Origin of the sequence: Lentzea sp. NBRC 102530 (genome assembly GCF_030269365.1) — a bacterium.
GTDB lineage: Bacteria > Actinomycetota > Actinomycetes > Mycobacteriales > Pseudonocardiaceae > Lentzea.
This window is the reverse complement of the sequence record NZ_BSTF01000018.1, coordinates 101,108-126,965: the sequence shown is the minus strand read 5'-3', so window position 1 is coordinate 126,965 and position 25,858 is coordinate 101,108. Positions and strand designations below refer to the sequence as shown.

Annotated in this window: 27 protein-coding genes and 2 tRNA genes; 19 read left to right on the top strand and 10 right to left on the bottom strand. The window is 70.0% G+C overall.

Annotation, left to right across the window (positions count from 1 at the left end; genetic code table 11):
* Positions 1–34 precede the first annotated feature (34 nt).
* On the bottom strand, positions 35–907 hold the full coding sequence (locus QSK25_RS36690) for a sigma-70 family RNA polymerase sigma factor (RefSeq protein ID WP_502881933.1): 873 nt from the start codon (positions 905–907) through the stop codon (positions 35–37).
* A gap of 26 nt (positions 908–933) precedes the next feature.
* Here QSK25_RS36690 and dnaG point away from each other — a divergent pair, with 26 nt between their 5' ends.
* Genes dnaG through QSK25_RS36675 form a run of 3 tightly spaced genes read left to right on the top strand, consistent with a single transcriptional unit; the run spans position 934 to position 4,094 of the window.
* On the top strand, positions 934–2,826 hold the full coding sequence (gene dnaG, locus QSK25_RS36685) for a DNA primase (RefSeq protein ID WP_285645245.1): 1,893 nt from the start codon (positions 934–936) through the stop codon (positions 2,824–2,826).
* Positions 2,826–3,329, top strand: a complete 504-nt coding sequence (locus tag QSK25_RS36680) for a hypothetical protein (protein WP_285645244.1) — start codon at positions 2,826–2,828, stop codon at positions 3,327–3,329. Before dnaG ends, QSK25_RS36680 begins: the two co-directional genes overlap by 1 nt.
* Positions 3,330–3,353: 24 nt before the next feature.
* Positions 3,354–4,094, top strand: a complete 741-nt coding sequence (locus tag QSK25_RS36675; protein WP_285645243.1) for a trans-aconitate 2-methyltransferase — start codon at positions 3,354–3,356, stop codon at positions 4,092–4,094.
* A gap of 6 nt (positions 4,095–4,100) precedes the next feature.
* Here QSK25_RS36675 and QSK25_RS36670 read toward each other — a convergent pair whose 3' ends face one another.
* Complete coding sequence (locus QSK25_RS36670; protein WP_285645242.1) at positions 4,101–4,373, bottom strand: hypothetical protein; 273 nt, start codon at positions 4,371–4,373, stop codon at positions 4,101–4,103.
* Between the two features lie 144 nt (positions 4,374–4,517).
* Here QSK25_RS36670 and QSK25_RS36665 point away from each other — a divergent pair.
* Positions 4,518–4,590, top strand: a tRNA-Asn gene (locus QSK25_RS36665).
* Positions 4,591–4,657: 67 nt separating this feature from the next.
* A complete protein-coding gene (locus tag QSK25_RS36660; RefSeq protein WP_285645240.1) occupies positions 4,658–5,515 on the top strand; it encodes an oxygenase MpaB family protein in 858 nt (285 codons plus the stop codon).
* Here the strand turns inward: QSK25_RS36660 and QSK25_RS36655 are convergent.
* On the bottom strand, positions 5,470–5,931 hold the full coding sequence (locus QSK25_RS36655) for a GNAT family N-acetyltransferase (protein WP_285645238.1): 462 nt from the start codon (positions 5,929–5,931) through the stop codon (positions 5,470–5,472). The genes QSK25_RS36660 and QSK25_RS36655 overlap by 46 nt on opposite strands.
* Positions 5,932–6,037: 106 nt before the next feature.
* Here QSK25_RS36655 and QSK25_RS36650 point away from each other — a divergent pair.
* Positions 6,038–6,115: transfer RNA gene (locus QSK25_RS36650), tRNA-Ile, on the top strand.
* A 195-nt stretch (positions 6,116–6,310) separates the two neighbouring features.
* Positions 6,311–6,934, top strand: coding sequence for a hypothetical protein (locus QSK25_RS36645; protein WP_285645237.1), 624 nt, complete (start codon positions 6,311–6,313; stop codon positions 6,932–6,934).
* Between the two features lie 37 nt (positions 6,935–6,971).
* Here the strand turns inward: QSK25_RS36645 and QSK25_RS36640 are convergent, their stop codons facing one another.
* Complete coding sequence (locus QSK25_RS36640) at positions 6,972–7,526, bottom strand: TetR/AcrR family transcriptional regulator (protein WP_285645236.1); 555 nt, start codon at positions 7,524–7,526, stop codon at positions 6,972–6,974.
* A 111-nt stretch (positions 7,527–7,637) separates the two neighbouring features.
* On the opposite strand from QSK25_RS36640, the gene QSK25_RS36635 reads away from it, so the two are divergent.
* On the top strand, positions 7,638–8,333 hold the full coding sequence (locus tag QSK25_RS36635; protein ID WP_285645234.1) for an SDR family NAD(P)-dependent oxidoreductase: 696 nt from the start codon (positions 7,638–7,640) through the stop codon (positions 8,331–8,333).
* Here QSK25_RS36635 and QSK25_RS36630 read toward each other — a convergent pair.
* A complete protein-coding gene (locus tag QSK25_RS36630; protein WP_285645232.1) occupies positions 8,330–9,061 on the bottom strand; it encodes an AraC family transcriptional regulator in 732 nt (243 codons plus the stop codon). The genes QSK25_RS36635 and QSK25_RS36630 overlap by 4 nt on opposite strands.
* 54 nt (positions 9,062–9,115) lie before the next feature.
* Here QSK25_RS36630 and QSK25_RS36625 point away from each other — a divergent pair, with 54 nt between their 5' ends.
* Both QSK25_RS36625 and QSK25_RS36620 read left to right on the top strand, forming a co-directional pair.
* Complete coding sequence (locus QSK25_RS36625; RefSeq protein WP_285645231.1) at positions 9,116–10,255, top strand: MFS transporter; 1,140 nt, start codon at positions 9,116–9,118, stop codon at positions 10,253–10,255.
* 24 nt (positions 10,256–10,279) lie between these two features.
* Positions 10,280–11,140 carry an exodeoxyribonuclease III gene (locus QSK25_RS36620; protein WP_285645230.1) on the top strand — a complete coding sequence of 287 codons (861 nt, stop codon included), beginning with the start codon at positions 10,280–10,282 and terminating at the stop codon, positions 11,138–11,140.
* Between the two features lie 102 nt (positions 11,141–11,242).
* Here QSK25_RS36620 and QSK25_RS36615 read toward each other — a convergent pair whose 3' ends face one another.
* The 5 genes from QSK25_RS36615 to QSK25_RS36595 all read right to left on the bottom strand — a co-directional run bounded on the left by QSK25_RS36615 (position 11,243) and on the right by QSK25_RS36595 (position 14,539).
* Positions 11,243–12,538: a HAMP domain-containing sensor histidine kinase gene (locus QSK25_RS36615; protein ID WP_285645229.1), complete on the bottom strand. Its 1,296-nt coding sequence runs from the start codon at positions 12,536–12,538 to the stop codon at positions 11,243–11,245.
* A complete protein-coding gene (locus QSK25_RS36610) occupies positions 12,535–13,206 on the bottom strand; it encodes a response regulator transcription factor (RefSeq protein ID WP_285645228.1) in 672 nt (223 codons plus the stop codon). Before QSK25_RS36610 ends, QSK25_RS36615 begins: the two co-directional genes overlap by 4 nt.
* A gap of 4 nt (positions 13,207–13,210) precedes the next feature.
* Positions 13,211–13,342, bottom strand: a complete 132-nt coding sequence (locus QSK25_RS36605) for a hypothetical protein (protein WP_285645227.1) — start codon at positions 13,340–13,342, stop codon at positions 13,211–13,213.
* Positions 13,339–13,701, bottom strand: coding sequence for an SH3 domain-containing protein (locus QSK25_RS36600; protein ID WP_285645226.1), 363 nt, complete (start codon positions 13,699–13,701; stop codon positions 13,339–13,341). The genes QSK25_RS36605 and QSK25_RS36600 overlap by 4 nt, the downstream gene beginning before the upstream one ends.
* A gap of 64 nt (positions 13,702–13,765) precedes the next feature.
* Positions 13,766–14,539: an STAS domain-containing protein gene (locus tag QSK25_RS36595; protein WP_285645225.1), complete on the bottom strand. Its 774-nt coding sequence runs from the start codon at positions 14,537–14,539 to the stop codon at positions 13,766–13,768.
* A gap of 183 nt (positions 14,540–14,722) precedes the next feature.
* Here QSK25_RS36595 and QSK25_RS36590 point away from each other — a divergent pair, with 183 nt between their 5' ends.
* The 9 genes from QSK25_RS36590 (at position 14,723) to QSK25_RS36550 (ending at position 25,854) form a co-directional block, all read left to right on the top strand.
* Positions 14,723–16,954: an ATP-binding protein gene (locus QSK25_RS36590; RefSeq protein WP_285645224.1), complete on the top strand. Its 2,232-nt coding sequence runs from the start codon at positions 14,723–14,725 to the stop codon at positions 16,952–16,954.
* A gap of 19 nt (positions 16,955–16,973) precedes the next feature.
* Positions 16,974–17,390, top strand: coding sequence for a DUF6542 domain-containing protein (locus QSK25_RS36585; RefSeq protein ID WP_285645223.1), 417 nt, complete (start codon positions 16,974–16,976; stop codon positions 17,388–17,390).
* A complete protein-coding gene (locus QSK25_RS36580) occupies positions 17,351–17,476 on the top strand; it encodes a hypothetical protein (RefSeq protein ID WP_285645222.1) in 126 nt (41 codons plus the stop codon). Before QSK25_RS36585 ends, QSK25_RS36580 begins: the two co-directional genes overlap by 40 nt.
* Positions 17,473–19,356: a bifunctional polysaccharide deacetylase/glycosyltransferase family 2 protein gene (locus tag QSK25_RS36575; protein WP_285645221.1), complete on the top strand. Its 1,884-nt coding sequence runs from the start codon at positions 17,473–17,475 to the stop codon at positions 19,354–19,356. The genes QSK25_RS36580 and QSK25_RS36575 overlap by 4 nt, the downstream gene beginning before the upstream one ends.
* A 61-nt stretch (positions 19,357–19,417) precedes the next feature.
* The gene (locus tag QSK25_RS36570) at positions 19,418–19,978 is read left to right on the top strand and encodes a TetR/AcrR family transcriptional regulator (protein ID WP_285645220.1); all 561 of its coding nucleotides are present in this window, start codon (positions 19,418–19,420) and stop codon (positions 19,976–19,978) included.
* 79 nt (positions 19,979–20,057) lie between these two features.
* Positions 20,058–21,251 carry a cytochrome P450 gene (locus QSK25_RS36565; protein ID WP_285645219.1) on the top strand — a complete coding sequence of 398 codons (1,194 nt, stop codon included), beginning with the start codon at positions 20,058–20,060 and terminating at the stop codon, positions 21,249–21,251.
* A complete protein-coding gene (locus QSK25_RS36560; RefSeq protein ID WP_285645218.1) occupies positions 21,251–21,445 on the top strand; it encodes a ferredoxin in 195 nt (64 codons plus the stop codon). Before QSK25_RS36565 ends, QSK25_RS36560 begins: the two co-directional genes overlap by 1 nt.
* Positions 21,446–21,723: 278 nt before the next feature.
* Positions 21,724–22,683 carry an NsdA family TPR-like regulatory protein gene (locus tag QSK25_RS36555; RefSeq protein ID WP_502881929.1) on the top strand — a complete coding sequence of 320 codons (960 nt, stop codon included), beginning with the start codon at positions 21,724–21,726 and terminating at the stop codon, positions 22,681–22,683.
* A gap of 243 nt (positions 22,684–22,926) precedes the next feature.
* The gene (locus QSK25_RS36550; protein WP_285645216.1) at positions 22,927–25,854 is read left to right on the top strand and encodes an AfsR/SARP family transcriptional regulator; all 2,928 of its coding nucleotides are present in this window, start codon (positions 22,927–22,929) and stop codon (positions 25,852–25,854) included.
* Positions 25,855–25,858 lie beyond the last annotated feature (4 nt).

Sequence of the window (25,858 nt, the reverse complement as noted above, 5' to 3'; positions counted from 1 at the left end):
CGGCTCCAGTTACGGTCCAGACCAAAACCCCGGCTCAGAACGCCACGTGGGCGAGCTTGTCCGGGTTCGCGATGTCGTAGACGGCCGCGACCTTGCCCTCGTGCACCGTGAACGTCGTCACGCGCGCGGTCACCTCGCCGTACGCCGGCATGACGAAGCCGAGTTCGCCGTTGACGAACATCGGCCGGTGCTCCTCCGGGAAGCCGTACTTCCGCATGAGGCCGAGGAAGAAGCGGGCGACCTTCTCCGCGCCCGTGACGGTGTTGACCGCCGTGCGCACCTTGCCGCCGCCGTCGCCGATCATCACCGCGTCCGGGTGCAGCAGTTCCAGCACCGCGTCGATGTCGCCGCTCGCCATGGCGCGCATGAACTTCTCCAGCACCTCCTGCTGCTCGGCCAGGGCCGCGCGAGGTGGCGGATCGGCGTCCGCGACGGCCTTGCGGGCCCGGGACGCGTGCTGGCGGGCGGAGGCCTCCGAGACCCCCAGCACCTCGGCGATCTCGTTGAACGGCAACGAGAACGCGTCGTGCAGCACGAACGCCACCCGCTGGTCCGGGGTGAGCCGGTCGAGCACCACGAGCGCCGCCATCCGCACGCCGTCGGACCGCACGACGCTCGCCAGCGGGTCGTCCTGCTCACCGGTCGTGAGCAACGGCTCCGGCAGCCACGAGCCCACGTAGGTCTCGCGGCGCACGGCGGCGGAGCGCAGCCGGTCGAGGCAGATGCGGCTGACGACGGTCGTGAGCCAGCCCCGCGCGTCCTTGACTCCCTCGGCCTTCGCGAACCGCGGCCAGGCCTCCTGCACGGCGTCCTCGGCGTCGGCGACGCTCCCGGTCAGCCGGTAGGCGACGCCGATCAGGTGCGTGCGGTGGAGTCCGAAGACGTCGGCGGTGGTCACGGTCGGCAGTTTGCCAAAGGATTAGACTCGGGCGTGTGGCAGGACGCATCAGGGAGAGCGACATCGCGTTGGTGCGTGAGCGCAGCCGCATCGACGAGGTCGTCGGTGACCAGGTTTCGCTGAAGAGGGCGGGCGGAGGCGCGCTCAAGGGGTTGTGCCCCTTCCACGACGAGAAGACGCCCTCGTTCAACGTGCGCCCGTCGCACGGCACGTTCCACTGCTTCGGCTGCGGCGAGGGCGGTGACGTGATCGCCTTCGTGATGAAGGTCGAGCACCTGTCGTTCGTCGAGGCCGTCGAGCGGCTCGCGGACCGGGCCGGCATCCAGCTCGTCTACGAGGGCGGCGGCGCGACGGTCCAGCGCGACCGAGGCACCCGCAGCAGGCTGATCGAGGCGCACAAGGCGGCCGCCGAGTGGTACGCCGAGCAGCTCAAGACGCCGGAGGCCCAGCCGGCGCGGGAGTTCCTGGCCGAGCGCGGGTTCGACGAGGCGGCGGCCCGCCAGTTCGGCTGCGGCTTCGCGCCCGGCGGCTGGGACAAGCTGACGAAGTACCTGCTCGGGCGCGGTTTCGAGCTGTCGGAACTGATCAAGTCGCAGCTCGTCAAGGAAGGCAAGCAGGGGCCGATCGACCGGTTCCACCGGCGGCTGCTGTGGCCGATCAAGGAGATCGGCGGCGACGTCGTCGGGTTCGGCGCGCGGCGGATCTTCGACGACGACCCGATCCAGGCGAAGTACCTGAACACCAGCGAGTCGATGATCTACAAGAAGTCGCAGGTGCTGTTCGGGCTCGACCAGGCCAAGCGCGAGATCGCCAAACGCAAGCAGGCCGTGATCGTCGAGGGCTACACCGACGTCATGGCGATGCACCTCGCGGGCGTGCCCACGGCCGTCGCGTCGTGCGGCACGGCGTTCGGCACGGACCACATGAACGTGCTGCGCAGGCTGCTGATCGACGACGACGTGAACGGCGAGGTCATCTTCACCTTCGACGGCGACGAGGCGGGCCAGAAGGCCGCGCTGAAGGCGTTCGAGGGGGAGCAGCAGTTCTCCGCGCAGACCTACATCGCGGTCGCGCCGGACGGCATGGACCCGTGCGAGCTGAGGCAGGCCAAGGGCGACGTGGCGGTGCGCGACCTGGTGGCGCGGCGCATCCCGCTGATCGAGTTCGCGATCAAGGCGCAGCTGCGGGCGTACGACCTCGACTCCGTGGACGGGCGCGTCGAGGCGTTGAAGAAGATGGTGCCGTTCGTCGCGCAGATCAAGGACAGGGCCAAGCGCGACGGTTACGCGACGCGGCTGGCCTGGTGGGTGGGCTGGGACGACGAGGCGATGGTGGTGCGCCGGGTGCGGCAGACCGCCGGCGGCAAGGTGCCCGTCGCCGCCCCCGCCCAGCGCGTCGACCCGAACCAGATCGCGTTGGGGGTGGAGGTGGACGGGCCCGCCCGGCCGAACCCGCGCGACCCGAAGCTCGTCTTCGAGCGTGAAGTGCTCAAGATCGCACTACGGCTGCCGGAGTACGCCGGTCCGCTCTACGACTCGCTGCCGGACGAGGCCTTCACCGAACCCGCGTACGTGGCGCTGCACCGGGCGATCCGGGACGCGGGCGGCGCGTCGTGCGGGCTCGCGGGCTCGGCCTACCTGGACGCGATCTCGCAGACGTGTTCGCACGCCTCGGTGCGGTCGGTGCTGACCGAACTCGCCGTGGAACCGTTGGCCGTCAAGCAGAACGACGAGTTCCGCTACGTGTCGATGGTGATCGCGCGGCTGCAGGAGGTGCAGGTCGGCAAGCAGGTCGACGACGTGAAGTCGCGCCTGCGGAGGCTGTCGCCGATCAAGGACGCCGACGAGTACCGGGCCCTGTGGGGCGACCTGGTGGCGCTGGAGGAGTACCGCAAGGCGCTCCTGCAGCAGAGCGCTGGAGTGCTGTAGTGGGCCTGTTCAGGCGGTTGTTCGGCGATGGTGCGCCCGACGGGTTCACGGGCGCGCTGGAGAAGGACGAGACCGTGATCGCGCACGCGCCGGTGACGTCCGGCGGGTACCTCGTGGTGACGTCGCTCGGCCTGTGGGTGCCGGGTGAGGGCGAGCCGCGGCGGATCGGGTGGCACCTGGTCAGCAAGGTGAAGTGGGAGGGCTCACTGCGGGTCGTGGAGGCCACCGAGGCGTCCGCCGAAGGCCCCGTCGTGCTGCTCGAAGACCTGCCGGCGCTGCGGTTCCCCCTGGAGCGGCCGGACCGGGTGCTGCGGGCGATCAGCCAGCGCGTCGAGGGGTCGATCCGGCACCGCGAGCGCATCGAGTCGCCCGGTGTGTGGGTGCTGCAGCGCAAGATCCCAGGCAGGGACGGCGTGGTGTGGCAGGCGCGCGGCGACGCCGGGGTGGACCTGGCGGCGGTGCGCGAGGCCGTGGGGCCGTTCGCCGCGAAGCTTGCGGGCTAGCAGTACGCGTGTACTGTTAGCCGTATGTGGGATCCGGCGCAGTACCTGGCCTTCGCCGACCACCGGGCGAGGCCGTTCTACGAACTCGTTGGGCGCGTGCGGGCTTCTTCGCCACGTCGTGTCGTCGACGTGGGCTGCGGGCCCGGCAACCTGACCACGTCGCTGTCCGCCCGGTGGCCGTCGGCCGTGGTCGAGGCGTTCGACTCCTCGCCGGAAATGGTCGCGGCGGCGCGTGAGGCAGGCGTCGACGCTCGGGTGGACAACGTGACGACGTGGGAACCGTTGCCCGACACCGACGTCGTGGTGTCCAACGCGGTGCTGCAGTGGGTGCCTTCGCATCCCACGATCGTGTCTAATTGGCTTTCTGCTCTGGCTCCGGGCGCGTGGCTCGCGTTCCAGGTGCCCGGCAACTACGGGGACCCCTCGCACCGGTTGATCCGCGAGGTGGCGGGAGAGGCGTTGATGCACGTCTTCCGCGCCGAGAAGCCGGTCCTCGACCCCGTGGAGTACGCGAACCTGCTCGGCTCGTGCTCCACAGTGGACGTCTGGGAGACGACCTACGTCCAGCGGCTCTCCGGTGCCGATCCGGTGCTCGAATGGGTGACTGGCACGGCTTTGCGCCCCGTGCGCGCCGCACTGTCCGTTGAGGACTGGGAGGCGTACCGGGCGGAACTGGCGCCGCGGCTGCGCGAGGCGTACCCGCAGCGAGCCGACGGCACCACTTGGTTCCCGTTCAGGAGGATCTTCGCGGTCGCCCAGGTGTGAAGGTGATCACAACCGGGGCGGCGTGGTGACCTTCCCGTTGGTCTCTTCCTGGTGCCGCCACGGCGCCTTCTCGGCCGCCTTCTCCGCGGCGTCGACAGCGACGTCCTTGGCCTGAGCTGCGGCTTCGAACGCCTTGTCCTTCGCCTGCGCGGCCGTCTTGCGCACCGTGGGGTTCTCGACGAAGCGGTGCCAGAGGCGCACGATCTGGTCGTAACGCTCCCGTCCGGCCTTCGCGCCGAGCACGTAGCCGATGGCCACACCGACCATGATGCCCTTCATGTGGCGTCTCCTCTCGCATCGTGCCTGGTCAGAGCCTATGTTGCCGCAAAGTGGGGGGTGCCTGCAAAACCCCTTTTGAGGCTCATGTAGAGTTACCCACTGTCAGGAGGAACCAAGCCTGACAAGCGAGACACAACAGAACATTCCCCCATAGCTCAATTGGCAGAGCATGCGACTGTTAATCGCAGGGTTACTGGTTCGAGTCCAGTTGGGGGAGCTTCCAAGACCCTAGTCATCCGACTGGGGTCTTTTGGTGTCGGGGGTCCGTCGGCCAGCTTGGGTGGATGGCCCGCTTCGCGAACCTCCGCCGCATCGCCTCGCTGGACCCGGTCACCGACCACGAGGAGATCATGCGGATCTCCGCGGGCCTGGAGTTCCCGTGGGACTACCAGAAGGCGCTGGAGCTGGCCCTGTTCCGCACGTACTGCGTGCCGACCATCTCGGGCCTGCTCGACCGCACCGGCGAGTTCTCCAGGCGCCCGCAGAAGCGCTACGACGACACCGCGATCCTCATGGCCGAACTGGTCGAGCACGGCTACGACTCCGCGCGCGGCCGGGAGGCGTTGCGCGTCGTGAACCGCCAGCACGGCCGTTACGACATCTCGAACGACGACATGCTCTACGTCCTGTCGACGTTCATCTACGACCCGATCGAGTGGATCTCGCACTACGGCTGGCGCCCGCTGACCCACGTCGAGCGGCAGGCCGCCTTCCACTTCTACCGCGCGGTCGGCGCCCGCATGGGCATCCGCGACATCCCGGCCGACTACGCGGAGTTCCGCGCCTTCAAGGAGACCTACGAGGCCGAGCACTTCGTGTACGCGCCGTCGAACCGCCGCATCGGCCAGTACACCCTCGACCTGTTCTGCTCGTGGTACCCGTCCGTGGCGCGTCCGGTCGTGTCGCGCGCCGTGGTCGCGATGCTGGACCCGCTGATGGTGCGCGCCTTCGGTTTCACCGCGCCCCCGTCGTGGGTGGGCCGGCTGGGGCGCCGCGCGTTGCGGCTGAGGGCGTTCGTGGTGCGCCGCCTGCCCGTCCGCAAGACCCTGAAGCTCACCAGCGCCCCGAACCGCACCTACCCGGGCTACCCGCGCGGCTACCGGCCGTCCGACCTCGGCGCGATCTCCAGCACGGCCCGCTGACCGTCGAACACGAACCCCATCGCCTTGAGGAACTCGGTGCCGGGCTGGAACTCGTCGAGCCGCACGTGCGCCCGCGTGACGTCCGGGAACCGCTCCGTCAGCGCCTTGACCATCTCGCGCCCGATGCCCCACCGCCGCAGGTCCTTCGGCACCAGGAAGAACCCGATGCTCGCGTGGCGGGGTTCGGGGTGGTCGATCGTGAGGTCGACGAACCCGATCATCCCCTCGGCCTGCGCCACCAGCAGGTGCTTCTGCTCGAACGAGGCCCCCTCGGGCACCGAGTAGAAGAGGCCCTGCACGTCACCGGGCCCGGACGGGTGGCCCGTCGCGGCCTGGAACCAGTCGTCGCAGTCGGCGAACAGCCGCAGCACCTCGGGCTCGTCCGCCGGGGTGAAGTCGCGGAGGGTCAAACGCACGCGTCCACCCTATGTGTCGCTCGCCACGGGGGCGCGCAAGGCCCGTTCGGCGTGATCGGTATCCTCCACCACGCAGCGTCAGCGGGCGGGGGTCCGCAGCTGCGAGGGGGCAGTAGCTCAACCGGTCAGAGCAGCAGACTCATAATCTGTCAGGTTGTCGGTTCGAATCCGACCTGCCCCACCAGTCTGACCAGCGCGTAAGGCGTCTTCCACGCCCATAGGCGGTCCGCTGTCCATGACGCCGTCCGTGAGTTCTCACGGGTGCGCGCGGCGCGCGGAAGGTTCTGGACAAGATCTGGTCAGTTCGTGGCGGCCTTGTCTCCCTTTCCTGGAAGCGCGCCAGACTCGTGGTCTGTTCGAGTCAGAACTGGGGGCTTCCGTGTGCGACGCCGGTGAGGTTCTGAAAGCAGAGTTCGATGACATTCGGCAAGAGATACGAAGCCATCAAACGATCGCCAGTGCGGTCATGGCGGTGGAACTGACGGCTTTGGGGGCGGGGATCTCCGTCGCGGGCAAGATCCAGCCGGTTCTCATTGCTCTCGCCGTGGTGAACTCGGTTCTGTGGCTCAGGTACGTCGATCATGTGGTGGCCATATTCCGGGCGGCTGCCTACGTGTCGTTCGTCCTGCGACCCAGGCTTTCGGGGATTGTCGGTGAGCCCGTGCTCAGGTGGGAGGCCTTCCTGAGGCAGATCAGGAGCAGGCGTTACGTCGCAGGCAGCGCGGCGGAGATCCCAGCCGGTGTGACCCAGGAACGCTTTCCTGAACGGATACTGGGGCTTTCGCACCCTTCTCTGCTGTTCGGGTTGGCAAGTCCGGTTCTGGTGGCGTGCTACCTGTACGTGTGCCTCAGTTCGGGGAATCGCGACCTTTTCGGTGTGTGGTTCGCGTCCGTCGGGGCGCTGGGCTTCTGGGCGTTCACCGTCGTGAGACATCTCGACACCGCACGTTGGATCAGGCGTGTCGATCTGTTGATGGCCGAAGCCGCGGCCGACGCGGAATGAGGCCTGTGGGTGTTCCGCCCCTGGTCCTCCGGAAGTCCTACGCGCGCAGGCCTTCGACGTAGATCGACAGGAAGCGGCGCCACTCGCCGGGGGAGTCCCTGATCACCTGGGCCATCGCCCTGGTCAGCGTGGCCATGTCGGTGAGCGAGTAGTCCGGCCGCAGCGTGCCGCCGGCGATGGCGCGCATGATCAGCACCTCGGCGTGGCCCGCGCCCCGGTGGCAGGCCGAGACGACCTCGGGGGCGTTGGGCAGGTCGCGGGCCAGGATGTCGTTGAGGCTGCGGTCTTCCGCCTGCAGGCCGTAGAGGTCTTCGAGGTACGTGACGAAGGCGTGCCACGGGTCGTCGTCGGCCAGGGCCTTGGCGCCGATCACGTCCAGGGCGGCGAGGCGCGGGGGGAAGATCGCCGCGAAGAAGTCCTCGCGGGTCGGGAAGTGCTTGTAGAGCGTGCCGATGCTGACTTCCGCCCGGCGGGCGATGTGTTCGGTGGGGACGTCGAGGCCTCGTTCCGCGAACAGTTCGGTGGCTGCCGCCAGCAGCTTCTCCCTGTTGCGTGCCGCGTCCGCACGCAGGGGCCTCGACGCGGTGACCATGCGCTGGATAGTACGGGGCGGTTAAGTCGAGGGTGGCCTCAACTTTTGTGGTAGCGTCGGCGGGCGTAAGTCGAGGGTTGCCTCGAATTAGCTTTCAGAAGGGCGGAGCCCATGTCTCCCACCGCAGTCGTGCTCGGGGTCGGACCCGGTCTCGGCATGTCCGTCGCCCACCGGTTCGGGCGTGAGGGGTACGAGGTCGTGCTGGTTTCGCGCGGCGCGCACCGGCACGAGGGGTACGTGGCCGAGTTGGCCGCGGCCGGTGTGAAGGCGCGGGCGTTCGCGGCGGACTTGCGCGACCCCGTGCAGGTGAAGTCCATTGTGGACTCGATCGGGGTGGTCGACGTCGTGTACTACGGGCCTGGGGCCACCGATTTGAGCGAGGCGCCGGAGGACCTGATTGAGACGACGTCTGATGACGCCCGGGCCGCGATGGAGTGGCTCTACCCGGCGATCGACGTCGTTCAGCACGTGTTGCCCGGCGTGATCGAGCGGGGTGGCGGGTTGTTGTTCGCCGGCGGGCTCAGCGCCGTGCGGCCCATGCCGATGCTGGGGTCGCTGGCGCTTTCCGGTGCCGCGTTGCGGAACTACGCGGTGACGCTCAACGTGGCGCTGGCCGGGAAGGGGGTGTACTCGGGGACGCTCACGATCGGTGGGCTGGTCGAGCGCGGTGACATCCACGAGGCGGTGCGGGCGAATCCCGGGACGTTCGGAGAGGTGGCGACGTTGGACCCCGACGAGATCGCCGAGATCGCGTGGCGGATGTTCGTGGAGCGGGACCGCGCGGAGGAGATCTTCTCGGTGCTCTAGAGGTACGAGCCGGGGGTGTGGCCCAGCGAGCGGCGGAACACGTCGATGAACGCGCTGGCGCTGGCGAAACCGCAGCGCAGGGCCACCGAGGTGACGGGCTGGCCTTCGGCGAGCAGGCGCAGGGCGTGGTAGAGGCGCAGCTGGGTGCGCCACTGGGGGAACGTCATGCCCATCTCGTCGCGGAACAGTCTCGTCAACGTCCTGCCGCTCGCGCCCGCCTCACGGCCGAGTGCTTCGAGACCGCGGTTGTCCGAGGGGTCAGTCTCGAGCGCTGTGCACACGGTCGCGAGTCTCGGGTCGCGGGCGGCGGGGACGCGGACGGGTTGTTCGGCCGCGGTGGCCAGTTGGTCGAGCAGCACCGAACGCATTCGTTTGCCCGCAGGGGTTTCTCGGTCGGTGAGCTCTGTGTAGGTGATCAGGAGTTCACGTAGTAGAGGCGAGACGGCCAGCGCTGTGGGTTCGTTGAGCTTCAACGGGTTCTGAGTCAGGCCGAGGAAGTGCAGCCGTGTGACGCCGTACGCGCGGTGGGAGTGCACGGCGCCTGCGGGGATCCACAACGCACGGTGCACGGGTGCGATCCAGCGTGACGTCTCCGTGTGCACGGCCACGACGCCACGGCTGGCGTAGACGATCTGGTGTTCGTCGTGCCAGTGCGCGGTGACGCCACTGGTGGCCGCCAGGTCGCGGCTAGTGGTCGGTGCCGCCGGCAGGTGGCGAGAATTCGACATACATCGGCAGAATATCGGAATCGGGAAGGCGCTGGCGGGGCCACGATCAAGGGCGTGAACACCTCCCGCCGGCGCATGTCGGTCCTCGTCGCCGGGCACGCGGTGAACGACCTGTACCAGGGCGCCGTCCCCGCCGTCGTGCCGTTCCTCGTGCTCGAACGCGGGTACAGCTACCTCGCGGCGGCCGGCATCACGGTCGCCGCGACGCTGTTGTCGTCGGTGGTGCAGCCGCTGTTCGGCGTGCTGACCGACCGGCGCCCGATGCCGTGGCTGGTGCCGCTCGGCATGACGCTCGCCGGGGTGGGCGTCGGGCTGTCCGGGCTGAGCGACTCCTACGTGCTGACGTGGCTCGCGATCGCGTTGTCCGGTCTGGGCGTCGCCGCGTACCACCCGGAGGCGGCCCGGCTCGCGCGCCGCGTCGCGCAGGACAGCCACGTCGGCATGAGCTGGTTCGCGGTGGGCGGCAACGTCGGGTTCGCGCTCGGCCCCGTGCTGGTGACGCCGGTCCTGGCGTTCGGCGGGCTGGCGTGGAGTCCACTGCTGGCCGTTCCCGCACTCCTCGCAGGGGCGGCGACGTTCGTCGCTCTGCGCGGGGTGCACGGTGCTTCGTCGGCGGCGCCGGTGAGTCCGGGCCGGGACGACTGGGGGCAGTTCAGCAGGCTCACCGTGATCATCGTGGCGCGCTCGGTGGTGACGTTCGGGCTCGGCACGTTCCTCGCGCTCTGGGTGACCGACCGGGTCGGCGGTGGTCCGGCGGCCGGAGCGGCGGCGTTGGTGGTGCTGTTCGGCGCGGGCGCCGCGAGCACGTTGCTGGGCGGCGTGCTGGCCGGACGATGGGGACGTGTCCGGGTACTACAGGCTTCGTACGCGTTGGCGGTGCCTGCTGTCGCGGGCGTGGCACTAGTGCCCGGCCCCGCCGTGTACCTGATGGTGGCGCTCACGGCCGTGGCGCTCTACGTGCCGTTCTCGCTGCACGTCACCCTCGGCCAGGATTACCTGCCGAACCGCGTCGGCACCGCCAGCGGCGTCACGCTCGGCCTCGCGGTGAGCATCGGAGGCCTCGGCTCGCCGGTCGTCGGCGCCATCGCCGGTGCCTCCGACCTGCAGTGGGGCCTGCTGTCGCTGGTGCTCATGCCGATCATCGCGGCGGTCGCGGCACGCGGTCTGCGCGCACCGGGTTCGATGCGGGCTTGAGCGCCGGTGGCTACGGTTGACGGCGTGCGAGTGGCGACGTGGAACGTGAACTCAGTCAAGCAGCGCGTGCCGAGGCTCCTGCCGTGGCTCGACCAGCGGCAGCCCGACGTCGTGTGCCTGCAGGAGACCAAACTGGCCGACGATGCCTTCACCGCCCTGCTCGGTGACGCTCTCAAGGAACGTGGCTACGAGGTCGCGCTCTTCGGCGAGACCCAGTGGAACGGCGTGGCCCTGCTGTCCAAGGTGGGCTTGGAGGACGTCGCGGTCGGTGTGGCCGGTGCCCCCGGTTTTCCCCACGTCGAGGCACGCGCCGTAGCTGCCACGTGCGGCGGCGTGCGCGTCCACTCGCTGTACGTGCCGAACGGCCGTGAGCCCGAATCGGACCACTACAAGTACAAGCTCGAATGGCTCGCCGCCCTCCGCGACGTGCTGGAGGCCGGACCCGCCGACGCCCTGGTGTGCGGTGACATCAACATCGCCCCCGCCGACGCCGACCTGTTCGACCCCGCGGCCTACATCGGCCACACCCACGTCACCGAACCAGAACGCGCCGCGTTGCAGGCCATCGAGGCGTTGGGGTTCCACGACGTGGTGCGCGAACGGTGGCCCGACGAACGCATCTTCAGCTACTGGGACTACCGCGCCGGCATGTTCCACCGCGACCTCGGCATGCGGATCGACCTGATCCTCGCCTCCGACTCGGTGGCGCCGCGCACCAAGGCCGCCTGGATCGACCGGCACGCGCGCAAGGGGACGGGGCCGAGCGACCACGCGCCGGTGATCGTGGACCTGGACGAGGCACCGGACGGGGACATCGGGCCCGTGGTGCCGCCACCGTCGTCGCCGGGGGCGAAGAAGAAGGTCAAGCTGCCCCAGGCGAAGTGATCGCGGGCGAGGCGATCGTGGGCGAGGCGATCGTGGGCGAGGTCGCGTGGGCGAGGTGGATCAGCCGAAGTGACCTGGGCGAGGTGGCGCGGGCGAGGTCGCTCAGGCGGGCCGCAGCGTCACGGTGAAGGCCGCTCCGCCCTCCGTCGCCGGCCCCGCCACGATCGTCCCGCCCATCCGCGTCACCAGCCCGTGCACCAGCGCGAGCCCCACCCCGGTTCCCACCGGCCGCGTCTGCTGGTACCGCGCGTGCAGCACCCCGCGGTCGAACGCCACCGCGTAGTCCTCGGGCGCCAGCCCGGGGCCGCCGTCCCGCACCTCCAGCACCGAGGACAGCGACAACACCACGGGCAGGCCGGCAGGTGTGACGCGCAGGGCGTTCTCCATCAGGCCGTCGATCACCTGACGCAGGCGGCGTGCGTCGGCGAGAACGACTGGAGACGACGACACCTCGAGAGAGAACTGCACACCGCGCGCATGGCAGCGGGCGTGCCAGACCTCTGCGGCTGAACGCACGACGGGTTCCAGCGACACGGGGGCCATGTCCAGGCTGAAGTCGTCGGCGCCCAGGCGGGCCAGGTCGAGCAGGTCGGTGACCAGGCGGTCGAGGCGGCGGGCCTCGTCCAGGATCACGGTGCCGACCGGGGCCACCCGGGTGCCGGTGACGACGCCGTCGGCCAGGGATTCGGCGAAGCCCGTGACGGCGGTCAGCGGTGTGCGGAGTTCGTGGGAGACGGACAGCAGGAAGTCGCGTTGGCGGGATTCGCTGCGGTGCAGGGCGTCGGCCAGCGAGTTCATCGCGTGGCCCACCTCGGCCAACTCGTGCGTGCCCACCGGGGGGACGCGCAGGTCGCGGCGGCCACCGGACATGGCGTGGGCGACCGACGCGACTCGGCGCAGCGGGCGGGCCAGGAAGGTGCCCAGAGCCAAACCCGCCAGCGCTGCCACGGCCAACCCCACCGCCAGCGCCAGGAGGATGTTGCGGATCAGTTTGCGGTAGGTGCCGCTCGTCTCGGTCTGCTGGACCAGGGCGAAGCCGCCCGCCCCCGACGGACGGGCCTCCACGTTCAGGCGGCCGCTCACCCCGGACACCGCGGAACCGGACAGGACGCGCTGGTAGTCGATCGAACGGACCGCTCGCACCGCCGCGCGGTCGGCACCGGTCACGTCACCGGCGGCGGTGATCCGGACGATCGTGATGTCCTGGCCCTCCAGGATCTGTTCCACGCGGTCGTTCGAGATCTGGCCCGCGACGACGTCGGCCTGGGCGCGCAGGAACTCCTGGCTCACCTGCTGCGAGGTGGTGGTGACCTGGCGGATGGAGACGAAGCCCGCCACGGACACCGCCACGAACGCCACTCCCAGGCACAGCAACGCGATTCTGCCCGCGAGGTTCATGAGGCGTCTGCCGAGTAGCCGACGCCGCGCACTGTCCGGATCGGACTCGACGCACCGAACTTCGCGCGCAGCTGGGCTATGTGGACGTCGACGGTGCGTGTGCCGGCAACGGAGGAGTAGCCCCACACGGCGGAGAGGAGTTGCTCACGCGAGAACACCTGACGCGGGTTCTTCATCAGGTAGGAAAGCAATCCGAACTCCGTTGACGTCAAAGACACCTCGGCCGAACCCGCGAATGCGCGCCGTTCGCCCACATCGAGCCGTACGGCACCGACTTGCAGCACGTCGGACACGACGCCGGACGAACGACGCAGCACCGTGCGCACACGCAACGCCAACTCGCGTGGGCTGAAAGGCTTGGTGATGTAGTCGTCGGCACCCAGCTCCAGGCCCAGCAGGCGGTCCACCTCGTCGTCGCGCGCCGTCACGAACAGGACCGGGGTCCAGTCACCGGACGAGCGCATCGCCCGGCACACCTCGATGCCGTTCATGACGGGCAGGCCGACGTCCAGCACGACCGCGACCGGGGAAAGGGCGCGGACCGCGGCCAGTGCCGCGTCCCCCGAGGACTCCAGGTGCACGCCGAAGCCGTCGCGTCGCAGGTAGAGCGACACGAGCTCGGCGATCGCCGGTTCGTCCTCCACGACGAGCACCAGGCCACGTTCCACGCGTTCACCCCGGCTGGTTGAGGTCCGACTCGATGCTGTTCAGCGTTGATTCCACATCATCGAGGTCCGTCGGCGCCTCCTCGCCCCGGCACGCCGTCAGGGCGAACAGCAGGACGACGGCCGCGAGCCACCTCACTTCGACCCGCAGTGCTCGGTCTTGAACTTCCCGACGCGCTCGGCGGCCTTCGCCAGCTTGACGAGCTGGGCGTCACGCAGCTTCAGGCGGGCGTCCAGCACGTCCGCGCGCGCCGTGTTGCCGTTCTTGCGGGCGTCGGCGGCCCTCTGCTCGATCCACTTCTTCGAGCCCAGGGTCTCCGCGGTGCCGTTGATCTTGTCGGTCAGCGCCTTGACCTTGGCTTCCACCCGCGGCACGCGCTGCGAGCAGATCTTCTCCACCTTCTCGGGGCTGATCGTGATCGGCTCCTGCGCCGACGCGGTGCCCGCGCCCAGCAGCAGCATTCCCGCCACCAGCCCACCGATTCGCGAAATGTTCATGGCACGGAACGATGACGGCTCACGGTCAGAGCACGGTCCGCTGAATGTTCGGGTTCTGCAAAGATCACGCCTGATAGGTGAAGGCCGGTTCGGGAACGGCGATCGGCGGCCGCCGGCTGTCCGCCGGCACGTCGAGCAACGCCCAGATGACGTGCCTGCCACCTCCGGCCGGTGTCTCGCCCATCGTGAAGTTGCAGACCGCGATGGACGCGACGTTGTGCCGCATGATGTGCCACTGCTTGAGGTCGAACCGTGCGGTCGTGCGCACCGCAACGGACATCTGGTCGCCACGCATGCGCAACAGCAGCGCGAGCGAGCTGTCTTCTTCGACGTGCGACACGAGCTCGACGGCTACCTGGGGCGCGACGTCGAGCATCGACTGGACGCCCCACCGCTCGCAGGCGCGTTCGGTGATCCGCTCGGCCACGTGCGGCAGGCAGCGGCACGTCGGCAGCGGCGCGTCCACCCGGTCCTCGTGCCGGTGCCGCACCACGGCCCCCACCGCCGCGGCCGTCGTCGAGAACATCGGGATGTGCCGGGGCAGCCCGCGCGACTCCAGCGTGGACCGCAACCCCGGGTCGCTGACCACGATGCTGAGCGAAATGCCCGGCCAGCGCGCCGCCGACAACCACACGACGTCGAACAGCACGAGCAGCGCCGGGGACTCCGCGACGAGTTCGTCCAATTCCACGATGACGCCGACGAGCTCCTTCGTCGCGTGGTCGAGCAGCACGTCCTGCGCGCGCATGTACGTCGTCCAGTCGAGCCGCCCGCTGAACCGCACGACGAGCACGCCGTTCTGCTCCCGGACGTCGACCTCGAGGTTGTGCACGGCCATGACCCCTCCCTCGGACGCGCGTCCCCAAGCTTTCAAGACTGTCGATGTGACCGCATGCGCCCTAGGGGGTAACTACCCGTGTTTCGGCGTTGGTACCTCCGGGGGACCGCGTTGCAGCGGGAGATCGAGCCGACCTAGGGTGCGGCTGTGGGAGGTTCGCTTCACCCTGGTCGGAAAGGCAACTTGCCTGCTGACACAACTACTTTCGTCGGCCGCAAGCAGGACGTCGCCGAGGTGCGCAGGCTGCTGTCCGAGTCGCGCCTTGTCACTCTTACGGGTGTTGGTGGAGTCGGCAAGACGCGGCTGGGGTTGCGCGCGGCCGCCGAGACGCACCGGGCGTTCCGCGACGGGGTGTGGTTCGTCGACCTGGGCGGGGTCACCGATCCGGACCTCGTCGTGCACACGGTCCTGGAACAGTTGGGCGTGCACGACGACACCGTTCGCATGCACCGGACCGTCCTGGTGGAACACCTGCGCGACCGCCAGTTGCTGATGGTGCTCGACAACTGCGAGCACGTCATCGGATCGACCGCGGACCTCGTGGACGCGTTGTTGCGCGGAGTGCCGGGCCTGCGCGTGCTCGTCACGAGCCGGGAACGCCTGGGTGTCGACGGCGAACATTTGTGGCAGGTCCTGCCACTGCCGGGCGAACCGGCGCTGGCGTTGTTCGCGGAACGGGCCGCGGCCGTCGAACCGGGGTTCGTCCTCGACGAGCGCAACCACGAGCAGGTCAGCCAGATCTGCGCGCTGCTCGGCGGCATCCCGCTGGCGATCGAACTGGCCGCCGTGCGGCTGCGCGTGTTGAGCCTTGACCACTTGTTGTCCAGATTGGGCAACACCTTCCGGGTGCTCGTCGACGGCAAGCGCGGCGGCGACCCGCGGCACCAGACGCTGCACGCCGCCGTCGACTGGAGCTTCCACCTCTGCACCCGCGACGAGCAGGTCCTGTGGGCACGGGCGTCGGTCTTCGCCGGCACGTTCGACCTGGAGGCCGCCGAACGGGTCTGCGCGGGCGAGAGCGTCCCGGCCGAGGAGATCCTGCGGTCGCTGATGGGCCTGGTCGACAAGTCGGTCGTGGTGTCCGAGCAGCACCCGTCCGGCACCCGCTTCCGGCTGCTCGAACCGCTGCGCCAGTACGGCCTCGAGAAGCTCCGCGACGCCGGTCGCGAGCAGGTGATGCGCGAACGGCACCGGGACCACTTCATCGACTGGGCCGAGCGCCGCGAGGCCGAGTGGTTCGGCCCGGCCCAGGCGCGGATCTTCAGCCTCACCCGGCTCGAGCACGCGAACCTGCGGTCGGCGCTGGACTTCTGCTTCGACACCGACGGCGACAGCTGCGTGCACCTCGCGAGCACGCTGTGGTTCTACTGGGCGGGCTGCGGCATGCTCGGCGAGGGCAGGCACTGGCTCGACCGGGCCGTGGCCGGGGCGAAACCGGGTCCGCACCGGGCCAAGGCGCTGTGGGTCAACGGCTACGTGTCGACGTTGCAGGGCGACCTGCCCGCGTCGGTGCGGATGCTGGACGAGTGCCGCGAGTACGCGCTCAGCTCCGGTGACGGCACCGCGCTCGCCTACGCGACCCACCGCATCGCCTGCACGCACCTCGTCGGCGACGACCTCGACCTCGCCGACAGCGGGTTCGCCGAGGCCATGCGCCTGTACCGGGGCCAGGGCACGGTCAACAGCCACACCATGCTCGCCGGCATCGAACTCGCGATCTCGGCGACGTTCCGGCGTGACTTCGCCGCCGCCGAACGCCTGTGCGTCGAGGCCAGGACCGTCGGCGAGGAACACGGCGAGCTGTGGGCGCAGGCGTACGCGATCTGGGTGCTGGCGCTGTGCGCGTGGGTCAGCGGCGACCTCGCCCGCGCCGACCAGCTCGGCCGCGAGTGCCTGCGGATCAAGCGCACGTTCCACGATCTGCTGGGCATCGTGCTGGCGGTCGAGCTGCTCGCCTGGATCGCGGCCTCGCAGGGCAACGCGCTGCGCGCGGCGACGTTGCTGGGCGCCACCAACGAGATCTGGCAGTCGGTGGGCTACCCCATGTTCGGGTCGCGGTACTTCGGCGCGCCGCACGGCGAGTGCGAGTCGGCGACGGTGTCCGCGCTCGGCGAGCAGGAGTTCCGCACCCTGTTCCGCAAGGGCATGGACCTCGAACTGGAGGACGCCATCGCGTTCGCCATCGGGGAGGAGGAGACCGCCGCACCGGAACCGGCCGCGCCGCTCGCGCCGCTGACCCGGCGGGAGCAGCAGGTGGCGGACCTGATCGCCGGAGGCATGTCGAACAAGGAGATCGCGGCCCGGCTGGTGATCGCGCGCCGGACCGCGGAGGGACACGTGGAGCGGATCCTGCAGAAGCTCGGGTTCAGCTCACGGGCGCAGATCGCGACGTGGGTGACGGAGCGCCGTTCCTAGCGGGCTATCCTCGGCCGGCATGGGGGTGCAACTGCCCAGTCTCGCCGCGGTCGCGATGCTGGCGGTGTTCACGCAGACCGGGATCTGGGTGGACGACGGCTTCGGCTGGGGCTTCGGCGGCTGGTTCGTGGGCGGCGCGCTCGCGGTCTCGGCGCTGGTGCGCATGGTCGGTCTCTGGACCGTGGTGCCGGTGCCGCCGCTCGTGTTCGTCGTCGTCGCGGTGGGGAACGCGGGGTGGGAGCGGCAGTCGCGCCGGCTCGCGTGGTGGGGGAGCACGAGGGAGCTCGGAGCGGACGCGGTTCCGTTGCTGGTGCACGGGTTCCCGTGGATGGCGGCGGCGGTCGGCGCGGCACTCGTGGTCGCGGCGGTCCGCGTTTTCAGCAGGGGGAGAAGGAAATGCAGGTCTTCGTCGACGGCAGTGGCGGTAGACGGGTAGCGGCCGCACTGGTCAGCTGGACCGTCGCGAGTGGACTGGTCGCGTTCGGCGCCGTCGTGGCGGGCACGTTGCTGGGAGCCTGGTGAGACGCACGCCGTGGCTGCACTGGGTCTCGATCCTGCTCGCGCTGCTGGTGCTGATGTGCGTGGTGTCGTTGCACGCCTACGCGGGCGTCCGGCCGAAGCCGGTGCGGCACGCGGGGGAGCAGCTCGACCTGCCCAGGGGCACGTTCGCGCTGGCGTTCCACGGCGGTCCCGACCCGAAGTGGACGCCGCGCACCCTCGACCGCCTGCGGGACGCCGGCGTCAAGGCGACCTTCTACGTCACCGGCGCCCAGGTCACGCGGGAACCGGACCTCGCGCGCCGGATCGTCGCCGAGGGACACCAGGTCGGCCTCGACGGGTTCCGCGCCGAGGGCGACCTCGGCACCGGGCTGAACCTCGCCCTCGCCCAGGCCGCGCTCGCCGACGCGCTGGACGGCCACACCACGCTCGTCGGTGCTCCGCGGGAGATCGACGCCGGCTACCGGGACTTCCTGGACATCGCCACGTTCGTGCGGAAGTCGTTGCAGCCGAAGAAAGGCGTCATCCGGCTGTACGACAACGGCACTCTCGGCGGCGACGCCGCCCGGCGGCTCGCGAAGACACGCGGCTACGAGTTCGTGCGGGTGAGCGACGAGCCGCTGATCCCGGTGGCCGCGCACGAGCGGTTCACCGGTGCCGTCACGACGTGGGCACAACGCAACGGCGGCATCGTGCTCGTGGTCTTCGGCACCGCCATCGGGATCGCCGCGCTGTTGGGCATCTTGCGCACGTTGATGCAGCTGGGGCTGGCGCACAACGACCGCAGGATGCGCCGCGAAGAGGAAGCGCCGCCGTGGTTCGCGCCGCCGGTCTCAGTGGTGGTGCCGGCGTACAACGAGGCGTTGAACATCGCCGCCGCGGTCACGTCCATCGCCGGGAACAACCACCTCGCCGACGTCGAGGTGATCGTCGTGGACGACGGCTCCACCGACGGCACCGGCGAGATCGCCGAGGAACTCGACCTGCCCGGCGTCACCGTGCTCCGGCAGGACAACCAGGGCAAGCCGGCCGCGCTGAACGCCGGGATCCGCGCGGCACGGCACGACGTGCTGGTGCTCGTGGACGCCGACACGATCTTCGAACCGGACACCGTTGGCCAGCTCGTGCAGCCGTTCGCGGACGACGAGGTCGGCGCGGTCGCCGGCAACGCCAAGGTCGGCAACCGGCAGGGGATCCTCGGGCGCTGGCAGCACCTGGAGTACTGCGCCGGGTCCAACCTGGACCGCCAGATCCTGCACGCGCTGCGGTGCATCCCGACGGTGCCGGGCGCGGTCGGGGCGTTCCGCCGCGCCGCGCTCGCCGACGTCGGCGGCGTCAGCGACGACACGCTCGCCGAGGACACCGACCTCACGATGGCCGTCACGCGCGCGGGCCGCCGGGTCGCGTACCGCCCCGAGGCCAAGGCGTGGACGGAGGCGCCGGTCAGCCTGAAAGGCCTGTTCCGGCAGCGGTACCGCTGGTCGTACGGCACCTTTCAGGCGATGTGGAAGCACCGCGGCGCGTTGGCGGAGAAAGGGCCGATGGGCCGGTACGGGCTCAGCTACCTGGTGGCGTTCCACCTGCTGCTGCCGCTCCTCGCGCCTGTGATGGACCTCCTCGTGCTGTACGGGTTCTTCGTCGCGGACGCACCGCTCGCGTTGCTCGTGTGGACCGTGTTCCTGCTGATCCAGACGGCGAGCGCCGGTTACGCGCTGAGGCTCGACGGCGAGTCGCTCAAGCCGTTGTGGGCGTATCCGCTGCAGCAGGTCGTGTACCGGCAGCTGATGTACGCCGTGGTGATCCAGTCGTTGATCACGGCCGTGCACGGCACGCGGCTGCGGTGGATGTCGGTGCGGCGCACGGGCAAGCTCGCCAACGCGCCAGGTACGGTCCCGGTCAACTGAGACGCGGGGACGGACTCGCCGCCGTCTGCGCAGCAGCGGCCGAGAACACGGGAGGCTGTCTGTGGGGCGCACGCCTTTGGACGCGCCGGAGCGTCTGCGGGAGGTCTTCGCCGCCGTCCTCGACGTGCTGGCCGAGGTCGGCTACGCGAGGTTCAACATGGACCTCGTGGCCGGCCGGGCCCGCGCGAGCAAGGCGAGCCTCTACCAGCGCTGGCCGTCGAAGGCGCGGCTCATCACCGACGCGCTGCGGGCGAACCTGCCGCAGTCGCCGCAGCCCGACGAGGGCGCGTTCGCGGAGGACGTCCGCCAGATCATCCGGGCGTGGCGCGAGCCGCCGTTCGACACCGCCGGGATCTTCCTCGGCCTCCTCGAAGGCAGCCGCCAGGACGCGGACCTCGCGAGCCTGCGCGAGGAGCACGTCGACCGCGCCTACACCGAGCACCTGCGGGTCGCCGTCGAACGGGCGAAGGCGCGCGGTGAGCTGCCCGAGTCCCTCGACGCCGACGTCCTCATCACCGCGCTGATCTCGACTTTCGTGCTGCGTTCGGAGGAACCGGGGGTCGTCGAGGGCATCGTCGACGGCCTGTTGAGACCGCTCCTCGGTGCATTTCGGACCAAATAACTCGCCAGGGCGTAGTCGTTGCGCTACGTTCGGTCATGGATTCAAAAGAACAGTTCTGTTCTGTTGAGGGGGATTTCCCGTGACCGAAGCCGCTGTCTGCCCCGTCCCGCACGAGAACCGCGTCCACCCGCTGGGCGCGCCCGCGGGCTTCGCGGAGGCCATCAGCGACGGCCCGGTGAAGATGTTGTGGCCCAACGGCGTCGAGGCCTGGGTCATCAGCAGCTACGCCGGCGTGCGCAAGGTGCTGTCCGATCCGCGGTTCAGCGCGAACAAGGACGGCCAGCCGGAGATGCGCACCGAGGGCGAGCAGGTCCTCGGCCTGCCGGAGCCCGGCAACATGAACGTGATGGACGGTGACGCGCACCTGCGGCTGCGCCGGCCGCTCGCCAGGGCGTTCATGGTCAAGCGCCTCAACGAGATGCGCCCGCGCATCCAGGAGATCGTCGACGAGCACCTCGACGCGATGGAACGCGCCGGAGCGCCCGCCGACCTGGTGTCGTCTGTCTGCCTGCCGGTGCCGTCGCTGGTGATCGCAGAACTGCTCGGCGTGCCGCCGGAGCACCAGGCGCTGTTCCAGGCCACGGCCAGGGAGATGTTCGGCAAGAACGGCTCGCGCGCCGAGTACGAGGCGAAGGCCGAGGAACTGGACGGGGTGCTGCTCAAGGTCGTGCAGGAGAAGAAGGCGTCGGGCACCACCGACGACCTGATCGGCCTCATGGTCAACGACACCGACTTCCAGATGGACGAACTGCTGTTCCTCGCCATCGGCCTGCTCGCGGCGGGGCACGAGACGACGTCGAACTTCTTCGGCCTGTTCACGCTCACGCTCTTCGAGAAGCCGGACCAGCTGGCGATCCTGAAGCGCGACCCCGGCCGCGCCGACGTCATCGTCGAGGAGCTGATGCGCTACACCGTCGGCAGGCTCGGCGGAGCGGGGCTCGCGCGCCGGGCCGTCGAGGACGTCGAGGTCGACGGCGTCACCATCAAGGCCGGTGAGTGGGTCGCGGTGACGTTCCAGGCCAACCTGGACGAGTCGCTGTGCCCGCACGCCGGCGAGCTCGACCTGGAACGCAGGGCGGTGTCGCACCTGGGGTTCGGGTACGGGCCGCACCAGTGCCTCGGCGCGAACCTGGCGCGCGCGGAGCTGCAGATCCTGCTGCGCACGCTGTTCACCCGGTTCCCGGACGTCCGGCCGGCCGTTCCCGTGGCCGAGATGGACTTCCGCGAGGACATGATCACCTACGGCGCGGCGACCATCCCGGTGGTCTGGTGATGACCGTCCGGATAGACCAGGCGAAGTGCATCGGTTCGGGTCAGTGCGTGCTGGCCGCACCGGACGTGTTCGACCAGTCCGACGACGACGGGCTCGGCCTCGTGCTGATCTCCGAGCCGCCCGCGGAGTTGTTGCCGGGGGTTCGTGACGCCGTGGACCGGTGCCCGGCCCAGGTGGTCACCCTGGAAGAGTGAATTCAGCGGCCGATCCGGTGTTCTCCGGTCACGGGAAATTGATTCAGATCGACATGCTTGACACCTCGATGGCCCCTTTCCGATCACCATGACCGTCCGAAATCGTAGGCGCGGCCACCACGGCGTTGTGGTGGTCGCGCCGACATGTCCCGGGAAGGCCGAAAGACCCTTCCCGACCAGGCCGGACAGCGGGATGGTGACGCGGCGCGGTGAGTACCGGCGGTGTGTAACGGGTATCCGCACGACGGGTGACCGGCGCACGTCAGGAGGGCCCAGCTATGTTCGACGGCGAAGCATTTCCCGCTCGGGTGGACAAAACCGATGTGCGGCACGTGGAAACGCTCACCGGCGCGCTCAGAGCGCTGGACCACGAATATGGCGGCGGCGCCTGCCGGGATGCCTGCGTCGCACTGCTGAACTGGGCGAACCCGCTGCTCGACACCGGTTCGGCCGGCAAGGTGCTGCACCGGCTCCAGGTCGCCATCGCGGACCTGCACAACCTGGCCGGCTGGTCGTCGTTCGACATGGGACTGCTGGAGTCCGCACACCTGCACTTCGGCCGTGCGATGGATCTCGCGCGCGCGTCGGGCAACAGCGCGCTGGAAGCGAACATCCACTACCGGATGGGTCGCGTGCACCTGCACTACGAACTGGCCGAGGACGCGTTGGCGTCGTTCCAACGAGGACTGCCGATCGCGCAGGCCAGCGGGTCCACTCTGGCCGTGTCCATCCTGCACGCCAACGAGGCGTGGGCGTTCGCGAAGATGGGCGCGGAAAGGCAGGCGCTGCGCCAGTTCGCGCGCGCCGAGGACGAGTTCGCACGGTCGGTGGCCGAGGACGCGCCGCCGTGGGCGAGGTTCTTCGACCTGGCCGACCTGGTGTCGATCGGCGGCATGGTGCACACCGAACTCGCGCGCACCTGCGACGTGAAGTACGCGCGGTCCGCGATCCCGCTGCTCACCAGGGCGATCTCCAGCGGCGGCGAGGACGCCTCGCGCAGCCAGTCGTTCCGGCTCGCCGCGCTGGCGGTCAACCACCTGGTGCAGAACGAGGCCGAACAAGCGCGGGACGTCGGGGAACAGGCCATCGCGGTGTCCGGCCCCATTCGTTCCGCCCGCACCCGTGACCGCATGCGCCCGTTGCGGCAGGAAGCGGAACGCCTGCGGGGCAACGAGGCCGCCGACGACCTCGCGCACCGGCTCGGGAAGTTCATGACGGGGGCGCAGGGCGCTGCCTGACCGTCCGGGGGTGGAAAGGCGCCGCCAGGGCCCGGGGAGAGGTTTGGGCTGTCCGGTCCCCGGCGGCACCGTCTGGGAGGGAGCGACGTCCAGCTGGGGGCCGGGACGCCGCTCCGCTCGGGTGGTGCGTCAGCGACCCGCCTGGGGTGATGGGGCCGCTGACCCTTCCTCTGCTGTGAGCATCGCGACCGCCGCTGACATTTCGCTGACACCTGGGGTTACCGGCTGGTTAGGATCGGTCACATGCAGCGCCGGTGGGGGTTCAGGGTTCTCGGGTCGTTGCAGGTCATCGACTCCGGACGGGTCGTGGAGCTGCGTTCTGCCAAGCAACGCGTGCTGCTCGCCGCGTTGCTGATGAAGCCGAACGCGCCGGTGTCGTCGTACGAGCTGATGGAACACCTCTGGGGCGATGAGCCTTCAGGTGCGGCGCGCGCGACCTTGCAGACATATGTCATGCGGTTGAGACAGTCGCTGGACGACCTGGCCGACCGCAAGCTCGTCCGCACGTGGCCGACCGGCTACTCGATCCACGTCGAGGACGACCAGCTCGACCTGCTGACGTTCCAGCGGTTGCGGGCCGAGGCCCGGCGCGCGCCGGACCTGGAGACCGAGGCGCGCCTGCTCGGCGAGGCGGCCGCCCTGTGGCGCGGACCGGCCCTGGACCAGGTGTCGTCGCTGCGCATGGAGCAGACCGACGTGCAGCGCCTCAACGAGCAGCGCTGGGAGGTGCTGGAACGGCGCAACGACGCCGAACTCCAGCTCGGCCGGCACGACCAGGTCGTCGACGAACTGCGGTCCCTGGTCACGGAACACCCGCTGCGCGAACGCTTCTGGTACCAGCTGATGCTCGCCCTGCACCGCACCGGCCAGCAGGCGCAGGCGCTGGACGTGTTCCGGCGCGCGAGCGACGTGCTCGCCGACGAGCTCGGCATCGACCCGAACGCCGAACTGCGCGCGCTGCACATGGAGGTGCTGGCGGGATCGTCCGCACCGGTCGTCGCCGCCGGCACGGGACCGTCGTGGCTGCCGCCCGCCGTCGGTGACTTCTCGGGCCGGGCCGCGGAGGTCGTGCGGCTCACGGCCGGGTTGCGGGCCGGCGGGACGTGGACGATCACCGGGCCCGGTGGCGTCGGCAAGACCTCGTTGGCCGTGCACTGCGCCCACCTCGTGCGGGACGCGTTCCCGGACGGCCAGCTGTACCTGAACCTGCGCGGGGGCGAGCAGAAGCCCGTCGAACCCGCCGCGGCGCTCGACCGGTTGCTGCGCGGGCTGGGCGTGTCCGGTGGTGCGATCCCGTCCACCGTGGAGGATCGGGTCGACCTGTACCGCGACCTGCTGTCGGACCGGAAGATCCTGGTCGTGCTGGACAACGCGGTGAACGAGGCGCAGGTCCGCCCGTTGCTGCCGGGGACCACGTCGGGTGCGGCGCTGGTGACCTCGCGGGCCGCGCTGGCAGGGCTGGAGGCGGCGCACGTCGTGCCGCTCGACGTGCTGCCCTCGCCGGACGCGCTGGCGTTGCTGCGGGCCGCCGTCGGTGAGGCCCGGTGCGCCGCCGAACCCGTTGCGGCGCAGCAGATCGTGACGTACTGCGGCAGCCTGCCGCTCGCGTTGCGGGTGGCGGCGGCCCGGCTGGTGGCGCGGCCGCACTGGCAGCTCTCGAAGCTCGCCGGGCGGTTGTCCGACGAACGGCGCCGGTTCGACGAGCTGTCGCTGGGCGACCTCGACGTGCGGGCCTCGCTCGCGTTGAGCTACGACGGCCTGGACGAGTCGCACCGCACGGCGTTCCGGCTGCTGTCGCTGGTGGACACGCCGGACTTCCCGGCCTGGGTGGCGTCCCCGTTGCTGGGCCTCGATCTCGACGACGCGGAGGACCACGTCGAGGCGCTGGTCGACGCCCGGCTGGTCGACTACGCGGGCCGCGATGCGTTGGGGCAGGTGCGCTATCGCCTGCACGACCTGCTGCGCGCGTTCGGGCGCGAGGCTGCCTCGGAGGACCCGGCCGAGGCGTTGAAGGCGTTGTTCGAGCAGTGGCTCGAGCTGGCGATGCGCGCGGACGTCGAACTGCCGCACCAGGGCCTGCGGCTCGAACCCCTGGCGCTGGAACGGTTCGACCTCGGCGACGCCGCCGAGTGGTTCGACGCGGAGTGGCAGAACATCCACGCCGTGATCACGCAGGCCGCCGCGCTCGGCCTCGGCTCGCTGGCCGCCGAGCTCGCGATCCGCTCCGCCGCGTTCTGCGACCTGCGCGCCCGGTTCGACGACTGGGAGCAGATCAACGCGCTGGGGCTGACGTGTGCGCCCGCCGACCGCAGGCCGGTGTTGTTCCAGCAGCGCGGAATCCTGCGGGCCCGGTTGCACGACTACGCCGCCGCGTCGGCCGACTTCCAGGCCGCGCAGCAGGGTTTCGTCGAGGCCGGTGACGTCTGGGGCGAGGCCTACGCCTGGTACGGCACGGGCTGGATGCACGAGTGGAGCGGCCGGTCCCTGGAAGCCCGTGCGGCACATCGGGAAGCCATGGAACGGTTCGTCGCGGCGAGCAACTCGCACGGCGAGATCGAGGTGCTCTGCTCGTTGGGCGCCATCGAACGCCGGGCAGGCGGACTCGCCGCCGCACAGCAGTACCTGGAACGGGCCCGGCGCCTCGCGGGCCGGCTCGGCGACGAGCAGAGCGAGCTGATGGCGACGCTGGAACTGGGGCGCCTGCACCAGTTCACCGGCGAACTGGACGAGTCCGCGGCTTTCCTGCGCTCGTCGCTCGCGGCCGCGCAGAAGCTCGGCGACCCGGACCTCGCGGCCAACATCCGGCTGTTCCTCGCGGACACCCTGGTGCGCTCGGGGCAGAACGAGCCCGCGGAGGAACAGCTGCGGCAGGCCTGGGAGTTCTTCGAGGAGCACGACGACCGGCAGGGCCGCATCTGGGTGTGGCGCCTGCGGTCCGGGCTCGCCGCCGCACCCGAGGAGGCGTTGCGGCTCGCGTCCCTCGCCCTGGAGCAGGCGCGTGAAATGGGCTCCCCGCCCGAGTTCGGCCGTTCGCTGCGGGTGCTCGGCAACGCCCTGGACCGCTGCGGGCGTGCCGAGGAGGCCCGCGAGCACTGGCGGCAGGCCGAGGAAACCCTGACGGCGGCCGGGTTCCAGGCGGAGGTCGACGAGCTCCGCCTGGCGACGTCCTGAGGTC